Consider the following 12880-nt stretch of genomic DNA (forward strand, 5'->3'; position numbering starts at 1 on the left):
GTGTGACCTCTTAAGCCAACAATTTGAGATCAAGGATGATCGCTTATCTTGTCGGCCTTCTCGCCGTGGCCATGTTGCCTGGCCTTAACGGCGTCTGGCTGTTACTGCTGGCGGGTGCCTTGGCATCCGCAGTCAAACCCGCGCGTCAACAGGCTTTCCTGTTCACTGCGGGTGTTCTGCTCGCCTCTATTTGGGGCGCCTGGCAGCTGGATCATCGGCTGCCTGATGCTTATGCCCGCAGCGATCTCTCTCTTAGCGGAACTCTGATATCCATCCCCGCTACGGCGGGCAGACGCCAGACGTTTGTGCTGAAAGTAGACAGCGTCGCCAGCTCAGAACCAGCGTTAGCCAGGCTGCGGCGAGTGAAACTATCCTACTATGATGTGGCCCCCGTATTACAGGCTGGTGATCGTATCGATGTCGTCGTGCGCCTATTTCCGCCGCGAGGACTCAGCAACCCGCACGCCTTCGATCTGGAAAAACGAAACCTGATGGCGTCGATCGATGGCCGTGGTTACATCCTGGATCTTAATCGCCGGGACGAGGCACCGCCTGGCTTGCTTTCATTTCGTCAGTACCTGAGTAACCAGTTGGATCAGCGTTTCTCTGCCGTAGCTTCAGCAACGCTGGGCGCGCTGGTGTTGGGAGACCGTTCACGGTTGACGGATGACCAGTGGCGTCTGATTAGCGAGACCGGCACCGCTCATCTGATGGTGGTCAGTGGACTGCATATAGCGGTCATCGCTGGCGTGGGCATGCTGCTTTCGAGAGCGGTTGGCGGGCTGTTGCTGGGATGCGGGGTTTCCTCTGTGCAGGTGCGCCGCGGCGGTCTGCTGCTGGCGGCTATGCTGGCTATCGGCTACGCACTATTGTCGGGCATGGCTATTCCGGTGCAACGATCCCTGGTCATGGTGTTGATCTTTCTGGCGGGCGAGTGGGCACTGAGACCGGTCAGTGGATGGCTCCGCTGGCGCTGTGCACTGGTAGCTGTAACCCTGGTTCAGCCACTGGCGATAACAGAACCCGGTGCCTGGCTATCGTTCGGTGCTGTTGCGCTCTTGCTCTGGATGCTCGCCCAAAGACAGCGATTACGTGGTTTTCTGGCGACCTGGTGCAGAGTGCAGGGAACGCTGTTTATCGGCATGCTGCCAGTGACCGCGGCGCTGTTCTATCAGGTGGGGTTTCTGGCGCCGTTGGCGAACTTGTTCGCCGTTCCGTTGATCTCTTTGCTGGTGATGTTGTTGCCCCTGTTGCTGCCACTTGCACTCATCAGCGGTAGTGAGTTGCTGGTCCATGTGATGAGTGTGGGGATCGAACAGTTCTGGCTGGCGCTGGCTGCAGCGCGTGACCTTGTCGGCCTTTATCTGAAAATACCTGCACCAGGTATTCTGGCAGTGATTCTGTCATTTGGGGCAGCTCTCTGGTGGATCCAGCCGCTGCCATTTCGCTGGCGCTGGCCGGCGCTGATCCTTCTTTTGCCATTGCTCGCCTCTGAGCCAGCAGGGCCCGAAGAAGGGGAGTTTGACGTCACGCTGTTTGATGTGGGACAGGGGCTGGCCGTGTTGGTGGAAACCCGAGATGGAAGCCTGCTTTATGACACAGGTCCTGGGTATCCCGGCGGTGGCAGTGCCTTCCCTTATGCGGTTGCTCCTGAACTGCGTTCAAAGGCTATGGCCGAAATCGACTTGTTGGTGCTAAGCCATGGTGACAGTGACCACACCGGTGGAGTGGATTCGCTCATTGAACAGATGACGGTGGCCGAGATTATCAGTGGTGAGCGGGTCGTGGGGTTATCCTCCCAAAAGCGGTGTGGCGAAGAGGCGTTGACGTGGAACTGGAGTGGGGTTGAGATCGTCGCGTTGCAGGTGCATACCGGCAAGGCAGACAGCAACGCCCGGTCATGTGTAGTCAGAATCAGCAATGGTCACTGTTCTCTTTTGCTCCCCGGGGACCTGGGTAAAGCCGGTGAGAGGCAGTTGATAAGACAACAGAATCTCGGCCCGGTTACCTGGTTGGTGGCGGGACATCACGGCAGTGCCACCTCATCCTCCCAGTTGTTTCTCAACCGGATGTCGCCGCAGGCGGTCATTTTCAGTCGCGGTAGCTTTAATCGCTTCGGTCATCCGGCCGCCGATGTGGTTGAGCGTGTCCGGCACAGCGGCGCAGAGATTATCGATACGGCTGAAGAGGGTGCCGTTTTGCTCCATGGCGGTGAAGCATGCGAAACAAGCGTTTGGAGAAACGTAAAAAGACGTTACTGGACAGCGGGTTAAGTATCTACTCAGGCTGCGCGAGGCTATGGTAGAGTAACAACCCGGCTGTACAGGAGGCGAAGTCGTGTTCGATTTGATTCAAGCGGGTGGCTGGCTAATGGTGCCGATAATTGCCTGCTCTATTTTAGCATTAGCAATTGTCGTAGAGCGCTTGGTGGCGCTGAGAACCACACGCGTGATTCCTCAGGGATTACTCGCGCAGGTGTGGGAGCTTGTCCGTAGTGGTGAGATGACACCGGAGCGCATGCGCTCCATTAAGCATGACAGCCCGCTGGGCGTGATCGTCGTGGCTGGCTTAAATAGTTCTTCGCACGGTCGCGAAGTGATGAAAGAAAGCATTCAGGAAGCGGCAACCCTTGTCGTTCATGAGCTGGAGCGCTTTCTCAATAGCCTCGGGACTATTGCTGCGATTACACCGCTGTTGGGTCTGCTGGGTACCGTAATCGGCATGATCAAGGTGTTTACTGAGATTATGATCCAGGGCACGGGCAATGCCGGTGTGCTTGCGGGAGGGATCTCCGAGGCGCTGATCACCACGGCAGCAGGGCTGTCAGTCGCGATTCCGGCGCTGGTGCTGCACCGCTATTTTCAACGCAAGGTAGATACCCTGGTGCTGACCATGGAGCAGGAATCGATCAAGCTGGTCGAGATTGTCCATGGCGAGCGTGAAGTGGATTTCAAATAGCGGGAGATCCCAGTGCATTTTCAGCGTCAGCGCCGCGAAGAGGTCAGCATCAACCTGACACCACTGATCGATGTGGTGTTTCTGCTGCTGATCTTTTTTATGGTCTCAACGACCTTTACCAAGGAAACCCATCTTGATGTGGATCTGCCTCAGGCCAGTAATGGCGAGGCGGCTGCCAAGACGGAGACGCTCGATGTGGTGATAAACGCCCAGGGGCAGTACAGCGTTAACGGCCGTGCTCTGGTCAATACTCAGGCGCAGACCCTCAAACGTGCTATCGCGGAAGAGGCGGGTGAAGATCGTTCTCTGCCCTTTATCATTACCGCTGACGCTCAGACTCCTCACCAGTCCGTGGTTACGGCCATGGATGTGGCGGGTCAGCTGGGCTTTATCCATTTGAGTATATCCACGCGGGAAGTGGAGTCCCGCTGATGGGGCTCGAGAACAGCTGGTACAGTGGCGCGCCCTGGTTGCGGCTGCTGGTACCGCTGGAGTGGATCTATCGCACGCTTTCCCGTCGGCGCCGTCAGCGGCTGAGCCTGCCTGAAAGCCAGTGGCGGGCACCGGTACCGGTGATAATCGTGGGTAATATCAGTGTGGGTGGCAGTGGCAAAACTCCGCTCACCCTCAGTTTGATCGATAAACTCAGAGCCCGCGGTTATCGCCCGGGCGTGGTCAGCCGGGGCTATGGTACCAAGGCTCCTCATTATCCCTTTTATGTTACAGCGGAAACCACGCCGGAGCAGGGTGGGGATGAGCCCTGCCTGATTGTTCGTCGTAGCGGTGTGCCGCTGGTGATCGACCCGGACCGCCCTCAAGCGGTGAGGGCGCTGTTGGCGTCCAGTGACGTGAATATCGTTATTAGTGACGATGGTCTGCAACATTATCGCCTCGGACGAGACCTCGAGTTGGCGGTGGTTGATGCCAGCAGGGGGCTCGGCAATGCCCGCTGCCTGCCCGCAGGGCCCCTGCGTGAGCCGCCGGAGCGGTTGCATGAGGTTGATCGCGTTATACTGAACGGCCATGGCCGGTTTGATTTTCCTGGCGCGTCTACCATGGAGCTGAAACCAGGGGAGCTTACCGAGCTGGCGAGCGGCAAAACGCTGGCACCTTCTCAGTGGTCTGGGCCTCAACAGGTGCATGCCGTGGCGGGTATAGGTCATCCGCAGCGTTTTTTCGATACGCTGGCCGGTTTCGGGCTGGATCCCTTGCCGCATCCTCTGGCTGATCATGCCGCGATAACCGAGGAGTCGATCAGTTTCGAAGATGATCTGCCTGTTATCATGACGGAGAAAGACGCCGTAAAATGTGATGCCTGGGTTGGGCCAGGTGTCTGGGCGTTGACGGTGGACGCCCAGCTCGATAAAGAATTTGACGACTGGCTGGACCAACAGCTGGTCAGACTGCAACAGAAATACGGGAGTCCGTAATGGACCAGAAACTGCTAGATATCCTGGTATGTCCGGTGTCAAAAGCGCCGGTAGAGTGGAACCGCGAAACCAATGAGTTGATCTGCCGTACCAGTGGGCTGGCTTACCCTATCCGCGATGACATTCCCGTCATGCTCGAGAGCGAAGCGCGTACCCTCAGCAGTGACGAACGCCTGCCCGAAAAGAAGTGAAACCCTAGGTTTAGAAGTGACACTATGAGCTTTTCGATAATTATTCCAGCCCGCTACGCATCCAGCCGTTTTCCGGGGAAGCCCCTGGCCCAGCTGGCCGGCAAGCCCATGCTGCAGCATGTCTATGAGCGTGCCTGCGAGAGCGAGGCAACCCGTGTCGTCATCGCCACCGACGATGACCGTATTGCCGCCTGTGCGACAGGTTTTGGTGCTGAGGTCTGCATGACTGCCGCGGATCATCCTTCCGGCACCGACCGGCTGCAGGAGGTGGTGAAAAAACTTCAGTTCTACGCTGACGATATTGTCGTCAACGTGCAGGGCGATGAGCCCCTGATCCCGCCGCGTGTGATCAACCAGGTGGCTCATAACCTGGCGGCCGTACCGGAGGCGAGCATCGCGACGCTGTCCGAGCCGATTACCGACGCTGAGTCGCTGTTAAATCCGAATGTGGTCAAGGTGATTCGTGACCATCGCGGCATGGCGATCTACTTCAGTCGGGCGCCGATTCCCTGGCCCCGTGATTCCGCCTTGAATCAGGGAGGAAAGCTGGAGTCTCTGCCGCAAGGCTTTAACTGGCAGCGCCATATCGGCATGTATGCCTATCGGGTCAAGCTGCTGAATGATTTCGTCGCCTGGCCACCGGCGCCGATCGAAATGACCGAATCTCTCGAACAGTTGCGTGCGCTCTATAACGGTGCTGGCATTCATGTGGAAGAGGCGGTTGAAGCGCCGCCCACTGGTGTAGATACCCCTGAAGATCTGGAACGCCTTCGGGCGATGCTGGAGTCCTGATGAGCAGCACTGGAATTCTCTTTGTCTGCCTGGGTAATATCTGCCGTTCTCCCACGGCGGAGGGCGTTTTCCGGCGCAAGCTGGCGGAAAAGCCTCAGCTTAAAGCGCTGCTTGAAGTGGACTCGGCCGGGACGGCCGCTTACCACGTTGGCGAGCCGCCGGACCGGCGCAGCGCTGCTGTTGCCGCTCGTCGTGGATACGACCTTTCCGTGTTGCGCGCCCGAGCCGTGATGGCAGAAGACTTTGAAAAATATGATTACGTTCTGGCTATGGATCAGCAGAACCTGTTCAATCTCCAGGCCGTCTGTCCGCCGCAGTTTAATGGTCACCTGAGTCTGTTTCTGGATTTCGCAGGCAAACAGGATGCTGAAGTGCCTGATCCGTATTACACCAGCGGTGACCGGGGCTTCGAAGAGGTTCTTGATCTGGTCGAGGCGGCATCGGACGGTCTGCTTGCGCATCTTGAGGCGGAGCTGCTGCGTTGAGCCTTGAGTTTCATGATCTCTTTTCGTTAAAAGCGATGAATACGCTTGGCTTCGACGCTGTTGCTGAGCGTTTCGTTCAGATCCAATCGCCTGGTGAGGTTGAAGAGCTTCACGCCGAGTTAAAGCGCAGCGGCGATCCGTTGCTGCTCATCGGCGGCGGGAGCAATCTCGTGCTGGCTGCCCAGATTCCGGGCATCGTCGCTCAATTGACCATCCGCGGCTGTGAAATCGAAACGATGGACCAGGATCTGGTTCGGGTAACGCTTGGCGGTGGAGAGAACTGGCATGCGACGGTCTCCTCTCTGCTAGACCAGGGTATCTACGGCCTTGAGAATCTCGCCCTGATTCCTGGCAATGTTGGCGCTGCGCCGGTGCAGAATATTGGTGCCTATGGCGTTGAGGTCAAGGACCGCATTGAAGCGGTCGAGGTTTATGATTGGCAAGAGGAGCGGGTCTACTGGCTGGATAACCAGGCCTGCGAATTCGGTTATCGGGATAGTCGGTTTAAGCGCGAGGGCGGTCGGTACCTTATCCTTCGGGTGAGCTTTTTGCTCAGTCGCACGCCGGCGACAGTGACTACTTATGCGCCGCTGAACACGGAGCTGTCGCCGAATGAGCAGAAGGATCCGCGAGCGGTTTACCGGACGGTTTGCCGAACTCGTCGAGACAAGCTGCCGGATCCAGAGCAGATCGGCAATGCCGGTAGTTTCTTCAAGAATCCGGTTGTGAGCCAAGCGGACTATGAGCGGCTTAAGGCGGCCTATCCTGGTTTGGTGGCTTACCCGGATAGGGCTGGTTTTAAACTGGCTGCCGGTTGGTTGATCGATCATTGTGGTTGGAAAGGGCGGCAGATGGGCAATGTTGGCGTCCATGATCGTCAGGCGCTGGTACTCGTCAATCTCGGCGGTGGTGATCGTGGTCAGCTTGAGCGACTGGCAGGTGCTATTCAGGCAGATGTGCGTGAAACCTACGGCGTGGAGCTGGAACCAGAACCCAAATTTTATCCCTGAGGTCAGCGTTTGATGAGTCGCTAGATCGGACGTGGCGTGAAACGCAGCTCATAACCAGTCAAGAAAAAGCCCGCCTGAATAGGCGGGCTTTTTTGTGGAGGCGAGTAGCCTGTTAGCTATCGGCTTCGCTGGATGAATCGCTTTCAGCGGCTTCCTGCTGCTGGCGGCGTTTCACTTCGCGCGGATCGTTCGGGGCCCGGCGAGCACGACGGCGGGGTGCCGGCTTGGTCTCGGTCGGTTCCTGTTCTTCACTTTCGTCAGCGCTGTTCTGTTCCTCGGTGGCAGCCGCTTCTTCTTCGGTAGCTGTCTCTTCGGAAGAGGTTGTCGCTTCAGTGTTGGTAGCGTCAGCTTCGCTATCCTGGCCCTGTTTGGGTTCGGACACCGCTTCGCCGGCTTTTTCGCCTTCTGCCATCAGTGCTTCAGCGATGATGTCCGATTCTGATTCGGTTGCCTCGGCAGCGGCCTGGCCCTGCTTGGGTTCCGAGATCGGTTCAACAGCTTCGGCCGGCTCTTCTGTCGCCGTGTCGGCTTCGTCAGAGCTCTCTTTCGCTTCAGTGCTGGCGTTTTCTTCAGTCGCTTCTGTGGACGCCTCTGTTTCGGTAGTAGTGTTTTCTACCTTCTCTTCAGCGCTCGGCTCAGCTTCGGGCTGCGCGGCTTCCGCAGGCTTGACCTGCTCGGCTTCAGCGGATTCTGCGCTGTCGACCGACTTGGCTTCGGAGGTCTCTGCTGCAGGCTCTTTAGGCTCTACATCAGCAGGCTTGGCTGCCTCTTCTTCAGTTTCTGCCTGAGGAGCTGCGGTTGCTTCTGCGCTGGCTTCAGTTTGAGCTTCAGTGGCTTCTGCCGATGTGTTGGCTTCAGAAACAGAGCTGTCGGTGGTTTCTGTCTCTTTCTCCTGGTCGGCTTTGACTGCCTTGTTGCTCTTGCTGCGCTTTTCCTTGGCCGGTTTTTCGGCGGCGTCGGTCTGATCGCTGTCCGCGTCTTGCTCCTGGGTCTGATCAGTGGCTGCGGTCAGCGGCGTGCGTTCAGCGTTACGCTCAGTGTTACTGCGACGACGACGGCCACGACGGCGGCTGCGAGTTTCCTCTTCGTCACTCGCTTCTTTGCCGTCACTGGTAGCGGACTTTGCAGGCTTCTGCTGCTCGCTGGCTTCTTTGCTTTCGGGCTTGGCTTTTTGTTCCTGGCCGTCAGCTTCATCACCGGCGTTTAGCTGGTCGTTGTCGCGATTCTCAGTAGCAGGGACGTCGCTGGTGTTTTTATCGCCGCGACGACGGCTGCGACGGCGACGGCGGGAGCGGCTGCCATCGGACTTCTCTTTATCGTCGTTGCTGTCGCTGCTCTCTTTTTTGTCACCGATCTTCGGCAGGGCCTGCTCCTGCTCGACAGTGATTACCTCGTCATTATCGCGCGAGCGACGGCGATCGTTACCGCGGCGTCGATCGTTGCTGCGATTACGGTTGTTGCTGCCGCTACGGTTGCTGCGATTGCTGTCGCGAGATGGTTTTGAGCTCTCGTCGTTAACGCTTGCGCTCTGCTTGCTTTCCGCTGGCTTGCTTTCCGTTTCCTTGCTCTTGGCCGGAGTTTCCTCCTGGCGCTTGCCGAACAGGCGGCCGAGGGTCGCAACCACGCGTTCGCCGAAGGAGGGTGTGCTTGGCGCAACGGGTGCGACCGGAGCAGGCTTGGCTTCGGTTTTCTCTTCATCGGAAGAGGTGCTCGGAGCGCGGGAGGTCGGTACTACAGCCTGGACAGCGGCCTTTTCACGCTTGACCGGCGCGCTGGCTGTTTCCGGTTCCTCTTCTACCGCTTCGGGCTGCAGCATGTAGCTTGCATCGTTGGTCGTGGAAACGCTGTGGTCATCACGCAGGCGAACCACTTCGTAATGCGGTGTTTCCATGTTCGGGTTCGGAACAATGACCACCTGTACTTCATGGCGAAGTTCGACCGCGTGCACTTCCCGACGCTTCTCGTTGAGCAGGAAGGTGGCAACGCTGACCGGCAGAATGGCGCGGATTTCAGCGGTACGTTCCTTGGCGGATTCCTCTTCGATCAGGCGAAGAATGGAGAGCGCCAGTGACTCGGTATCCCGGATGGTGCCCTGGCCGTTACAGCGGGGGCAAACATGGCCGCGTGATTCCGCCAGTGACGGACGCAGGCGCTGACGTGACATCTCCAGCAGGCCGAAGCGAGAGATGCGGCCCATCTGTACACGGGCGCGGTCCAGCTTGAGGGCATCACGCAGGCGATTTTCAACTTCGCGCTGGTGCTTGATCGGAGTCATGTCGATGAAGTCGATGACGATCAGGCCGCCAATATCACGCAGGCGCAGCTGACGTGCGATCTCATCTGCCGCTTCAACGTTGGTGTTGAGGGCTGTTTCCTCAATATCGCCACCACGGGTCGCGCGGGCGGAGTTGATATCGATGGACACCAGGGCTTCGGTCGGATCGATAACGATGGAGCCGCCGGAGGGGAGTTTTACCTCACGCTCGAATGCGGTCTCGATCTGGGTCTCGATCTGGAAGCGGTTGAACAGCGGGGTCTGCTCCTTATAGAGCTTGATACGCTGTTCGTAGCTGGGCATTACCTGACGCACGAACATTAGCGCCTGGTCGTATACCACGGGATCGTCGATAAGCACTTCGCCGATATCGGAGCGCAGGTAATCGCGGATTGCGCGAATAACCACGTTGCTCTCGCGGTAGATCAGGAAAGGCGCGGCACGCTTGCTTTCGTTGGTAATCGCTTCCCAGACGGTGAGCAGGTAATCAAGGTCCCACTGCAGCTCTTCGCTGCTGCGGCCGATACCGGCGGTGCGCACAATGGCGCCCATCTGGTCGGGGATATTAACGCCTGCCAGGGCTTCTTTAAGCTGGGTACGCTCGTCACCTTCGATACGGCGGGAGATACCACCGGCACGCGGGTTGTTCGGCATCAGTACCAGGTAACGACCCGCCAGACTGATAAAAGTGGTCAGTGCGGCACCCTTGTTACCGCGCTCCTCTTTATCAACCTGGACGATGACTTCGGTGCCTTCCTTGACCACATCCCGGATGCTGGGGCGCTGGCCACGTTCTGGCTGTTTGCTGAAGTATTCGCGGGAGATCTCTTTGAGAGGGAGGAAGCCGTGGCGCTCAGCGCCGTAATCGACGAAGGCGGCTTCAAGGCTGGGTTCGACGCGGGTGATGCGGCCTTTGTAGATGTTGGCCTTTTTCTGTTCCCGGCTATCGGACTCAATGTCCAGGTCGAACAGGCGCTGGCCATCAACCAGCGCAACACGCAACTCTTCAGGTTGAGTTGCGTTGATGAGCATTCTCTTCATTTTTTATGCGTTCTCAATGTAACGCAACGCCACACGCCGTCGTCCATACCGGCATGTAAAAGGTGGAGCCCAGTCTTTCTGACTACAGCCCGCTCCGCACGCGTTTGGTGGCGGGGCGGCAATGGCAGGTAGCCATGCATAATCGGCTGCCTGCTTTAAATGTCTGCACATCTGCGGTGGAGGAAACGCGGACCTCTGTCGTTATCGTTGCTGGCTGTGGCTGCCAACTGGAACGCTTATGGCGTTCGCAGGGCAGGTTCCGGGTCAGCGTGCGTCTCCACCTTCAACTGGACCTTCGATCATCGACGAAGGTCGTGAAAGCGTTGCGTATAAATAGGTTTGATTTCTTTCGAAACCGTCAAAATTTCTAGCTTTTTCAAGCTTTTGTTCACTTTTTGCCGCCGGTCGGTACGTGCGCGGCCGCGCTTCGATCTATGTAATGAGGGGCCGGCGACATGGATTCATAAAAACCTAAAGCCAACCGCCTGCGGCAACGCTAGAATATAACAGCTAACCCCTAGTGCATCAACGAACCTACATAGCGACAAACGATGGGAAATGAGAGTGCCGAGATCGGCAAAGGTGTTCAGTTTATTACCGTTGACGAGGACCAGGGTGGGCAGCGCATCGATAACTTTCTGCGCACTGCATTGAAAGGTGCGCCGAAGAGCCTCATCTACCGGGTGCTCCGTAAAGGCGAAGTCCGGGTCAACAAGAAACGCGCCAAACCAGATTACAAGCTTCAACCCGGTGACTTGATCCGTGTGCCTCCTGTGCGTCTACCTGAAAAGGGTGATGCGCCGGTGGTGGGAGAGCAACTGCTGGAGCATCTTGAACGCGCAGTGCTTTACGAGGATGACGCACTGATGGTGCTGAACAAACCATCCGGCCTTGCCGTTCATGGTGGTAGCGGTGTCAATCTCGGCTTAATCGAAGCGTTGCGGCAATTGCGTCCACAGCAGCGTTTTCTTGAATTGGTGCATAGGCTCGATCGTGATACCTCGGGCTGTATCATGATTGCCAAGAAACGTTCCATGCTGAGGTACCTGCATGAAGTCTTGCGTGAGCGCCGGGTGCAGAAAATCTATCACGCCCTGGTACAGGGAAAGTGGGACAGCCGCGACAAGCGTGTCGACGCGCCTTTGTTGAGAGGTGAGCTGAAGTCTGGTGAGCGAATCGTTAAGGTGGATCAAGCGGGCAAACCGTCGCAGACCGATTTTCGTGTACTGCGCCGCTACGACAACTTGGCCACCATGATTGAAGCCAGACCCAAAACGGGTAGAACGCATCAGATTCGTGTTCATACCCTGTTTACCGGTCATCCGATCATCGGTGACAGCAAGTACGGTATAGATGAGGTCAATGAAGAGTTCCGCGGCTACGGTTTTCGCCGATTGATGCTGCATGCGGCGGCTTTGGAACTTAAACTTGCCGATGGAACGCCGTTGAAAGTTGAGGCTCCCATGGATGCCCAGATCGAGCGCTCGCTCGAGAAATTGCTGAAAAGCGCTGAACAAACTCAGGATTAGGATGTTAGATGTGAGTGAACGGAACCTCGAACGTATATTTTCCGTAGCTGACAATCAGCTGTTGGCGGGCACGCGCCCAGAGGCGGATGCCATCGCTGTGCAGTTGGAAATGGATAGAGAGGAGGTCGCGTCGCTTCTGGATCGCTGGTGGCAGGCACTGCCAGGCCGTGTGGATATCAACGGTCGCGGAGCGCTGAGAATGCCGGATGTACCGGAGACAATTACCCAGTCGTTTATGCGGATCTGGCAGCAGGCGGTGCAGGAAGCCCAGTCCAGCATGAGTCAGGTTCGGCAGAAGCAGGATGTGGGTGATGAAGAAAGCCGGCGTCTTAGTGAAGAAGCGTTACGCCAGTCGCAGGACGTATACCAGGAACTGGAATCACGCTACCGCGAGCAGGGTGCTCGTCTCGAGGAGCAGCGACAGGTCGGTAAATCGCTCGAAGCCGAAATCAATATCCTGAAAAACAGCCTCGAAAGCGAATCGAACGAGCGCAAGCGGGTGGAGCAGGCTAACGCGAACCTAGAGCATGAGCTGGCCCAGGTGCGTAAGCATTTCGAGGATCATAAGCGAGCCACGGAACAGCGCTTGAGTGAGGAGCAGCATAAAAACGTTGAGACTCAGGCGAAGATGGACGTTGAGGTACGCCATTACCGTAATCAGCTCGATAAACTGCGCGATGAAACCGGACGCAAGGAATCGGCACTAAGTCGTGAAAATAACGATCTTCACGGCCAGGTTGCGCGTAAGGATGCCAAGCTCGATACGCAGAAAAGCCAGATTGCGGCGCTTGAACAGGAGCTGGCAAACACTAAGCAGGAGCTGGGCGGCAACAATCGCAGTCTATCGAAAGCGAATGCTGATCTTCTTGCTGAAACCAATAAAACCAAACGCTTAGAAGCAAAAGTTAAGGAGCTAAGCGAAGAGGTTGAGCGGCTGGGTCAGAAAGTTTCCGCGAACTCTACCGAGGCCTCGCGCCGCGAGGCCGCCATGCGTGCGCAGCTCAAAGAGAAGGGTGATGAGCTGATGCAGGCGCAGACAAGGGTTACGGCGCTTGAGAAGCGTCTGGTGACCCGTGATGATGAAGTACGCAGGCTTAGCGCTAAGCTCTGAGATCATGCCCGGGGATTCAGTGTCCCCGGGACTGCTAAAGTTATTCTTCCGCGTTATA

At 57.2% G+C, this 12880-nt stretch carries 11 protein-coding genes; 10 read left to right on the plus strand and 1 reads right to left on the minus strand.

The features are described 5' to 3' along the window. Window positions 1-35 precede the first annotated feature (35 nt). The 8 genes from CLV83_RS04975 to murB all read left to right on the plus strand — a co-directional run bounded on the left by CLV83_RS04975 (window position 36) and on the right by murB (window position 6866). A complete protein-coding gene (locus CLV83_RS04975) occupies window positions 36-2273 on the plus strand; it encodes a DNA internalization-related competence protein ComEC/Rec2 (protein WP_132288352.1) in 2238 nt (745 codons plus the stop codon). Between the two features lie 64 nt (window positions 2274-2337). Further along, window positions 2338-2958, plus strand: a complete 621-nt coding sequence (locus CLV83_RS04980) for a MotA/TolQ/ExbB proton channel family protein (RefSeq protein WP_132288355.1) — start codon at window positions 2338-2340, stop codon at window positions 2956-2958. A 12-nt stretch (window positions 2959-2970) separates the two neighbouring features. Further along, window positions 2971-3390, plus strand: a complete 420-nt coding sequence (locus tag CLV83_RS04985) for an ExbD/TolR family protein (RefSeq protein ID WP_132288358.1) — start codon at window positions 2971-2973, stop codon at window positions 3388-3390. Next, window positions 3390-4388, plus strand: a complete 999-nt coding sequence (gene lpxK, locus CLV83_RS04990; protein WP_132288361.1) for a tetraacyldisaccharide 4'-kinase — start codon at window positions 3390-3392, stop codon at window positions 4386-4388. Before CLV83_RS04985 ends, lpxK begins: the two co-directional genes overlap by 1 nt. Beyond that, entirely contained in the window at window positions 4388-4579 is a 192-nt protein-coding gene (locus CLV83_RS04995; protein WP_132288364.1) for a Trm112 family protein, read from the plus strand. Before lpxK ends, CLV83_RS04995 begins: the two co-directional genes overlap by 1 nt. 24 nt (window positions 4580-4603) lie before the next feature. Further along, on the plus strand, window positions 4604-5371 hold the full coding sequence (gene kdsB / locus CLV83_RS05000) for a 3-deoxy-manno-octulosonate cytidylyltransferase (RefSeq protein WP_132288367.1): 768 nt from the start codon (window positions 4604-4606) through the stop codon (window positions 5369-5371). Continuing rightward, window positions 5371-5856, plus strand: coding sequence for a low molecular weight protein-tyrosine-phosphatase (locus CLV83_RS05005; RefSeq protein ID WP_132288370.1), 486 nt, complete (start codon window positions 5371-5373; stop codon window positions 5854-5856). The genes kdsB and CLV83_RS05005 overlap by 1 nt, the downstream gene beginning before the upstream one ends. Continuing rightward, window positions 5853-6866 (plus strand): UDP-N-acetylmuramate dehydrogenase, encoded by a 1014-nt coding sequence (murB, locus tag CLV83_RS05010; RefSeq protein ID WP_243642277.1) that lies wholly within the window; start codon window positions 5853-5855, stop codon window positions 6864-6866. Before CLV83_RS05005 ends, murB begins: the two co-directional genes overlap by 4 nt. Window positions 6867-6978: 112 nt before the next feature. Here murB and rne read toward each other — a convergent pair whose 3' ends face one another. Next, on the minus strand, window positions 6979-10182 hold the full coding sequence (gene rne, locus CLV83_RS05015; protein ID WP_165900242.1) for a ribonuclease E: 3204 nt from the start codon (window positions 10180-10182) through the stop codon (window positions 6979-6981). Between the two features lie 551 nt (window positions 10183-10733). Between rne and rluC the strand changes: the two genes are divergently transcribed. Both rluC and CLV83_RS05025 read left to right on the plus strand, forming a co-directional pair. Next, a complete protein-coding gene (rluC, locus tag CLV83_RS05020) occupies window positions 10734-11711 on the plus strand; it encodes a 23S rRNA pseudouridine(955/2504/2580) synthase RluC (protein ID WP_132288373.1) in 978 nt (325 codons plus the stop codon). Between the two features lie 10 nt (window positions 11712-11721). After that, window positions 11722-12822 (plus strand): DNA-binding protein, encoded by a 1101-nt coding sequence (locus CLV83_RS05025; protein WP_165900243.1) that lies wholly within the window; start codon window positions 11722-11724, stop codon window positions 12820-12822. The last annotated feature ends 58 nt before the right edge of the window (window positions 12823-12880 follow it).

Source organism: Marinobacterium mangrovicola (assembly GCF_004339595.1).
In the GTDB taxonomy this organism is placed as follows: Bacteria; Pseudomonadota; Gammaproteobacteria; order Pseudomonadales; family Balneatricaceae; genus Marinobacterium_D; species Marinobacterium_D mangrovicola.

Coding starts and splice junctions, on each gene's coding strand:
- CLV83_RS04975 (WP_132288352.1), top strand. CDS start 36: ATGATCGCTTATCTTGTCGGCCTTCTCGCCGTGGCCATGTTGCCTGGC.
- lpxK (WP_132288361.1), top strand. CDS start 3,390: ATGGGGCTCGAGAACAGCTGGTACAGTGGCGCGCCCTGGTTGCGGCTG.
- CLV83_RS04995 (WP_132288364.1), top strand. CDS start 4,388: ATGGACCAGAAACTGCTAGATATCCTGGTATGTCCGGTGTCAAAAGCG.
- kdsB (WP_132288367.1), top strand. CDS start 4,604: ATGAGCTTTTCGATAATTATTCCAGCCCGCTACGCATCCAGCCGTTTT.
- CLV83_RS05005 (WP_132288370.1), top strand. CDS start 5,371: ATGAGCAGCACTGGAATTCTCTTTGTCTGCCTGGGTAATATCTGCCGT.
- rne (WP_165900242.1), bottom strand. CDS start 10,182: ATGAAGAGAATGCTCATCAACGCAACTCAACCTGAAGAGTTGCGTGTT.
- rluC (WP_132288373.1), top strand. CDS start 10,734: ATGGGAAATGAGAGTGCCGAGATCGGCAAAGGTGTTCAGTTTATTACC.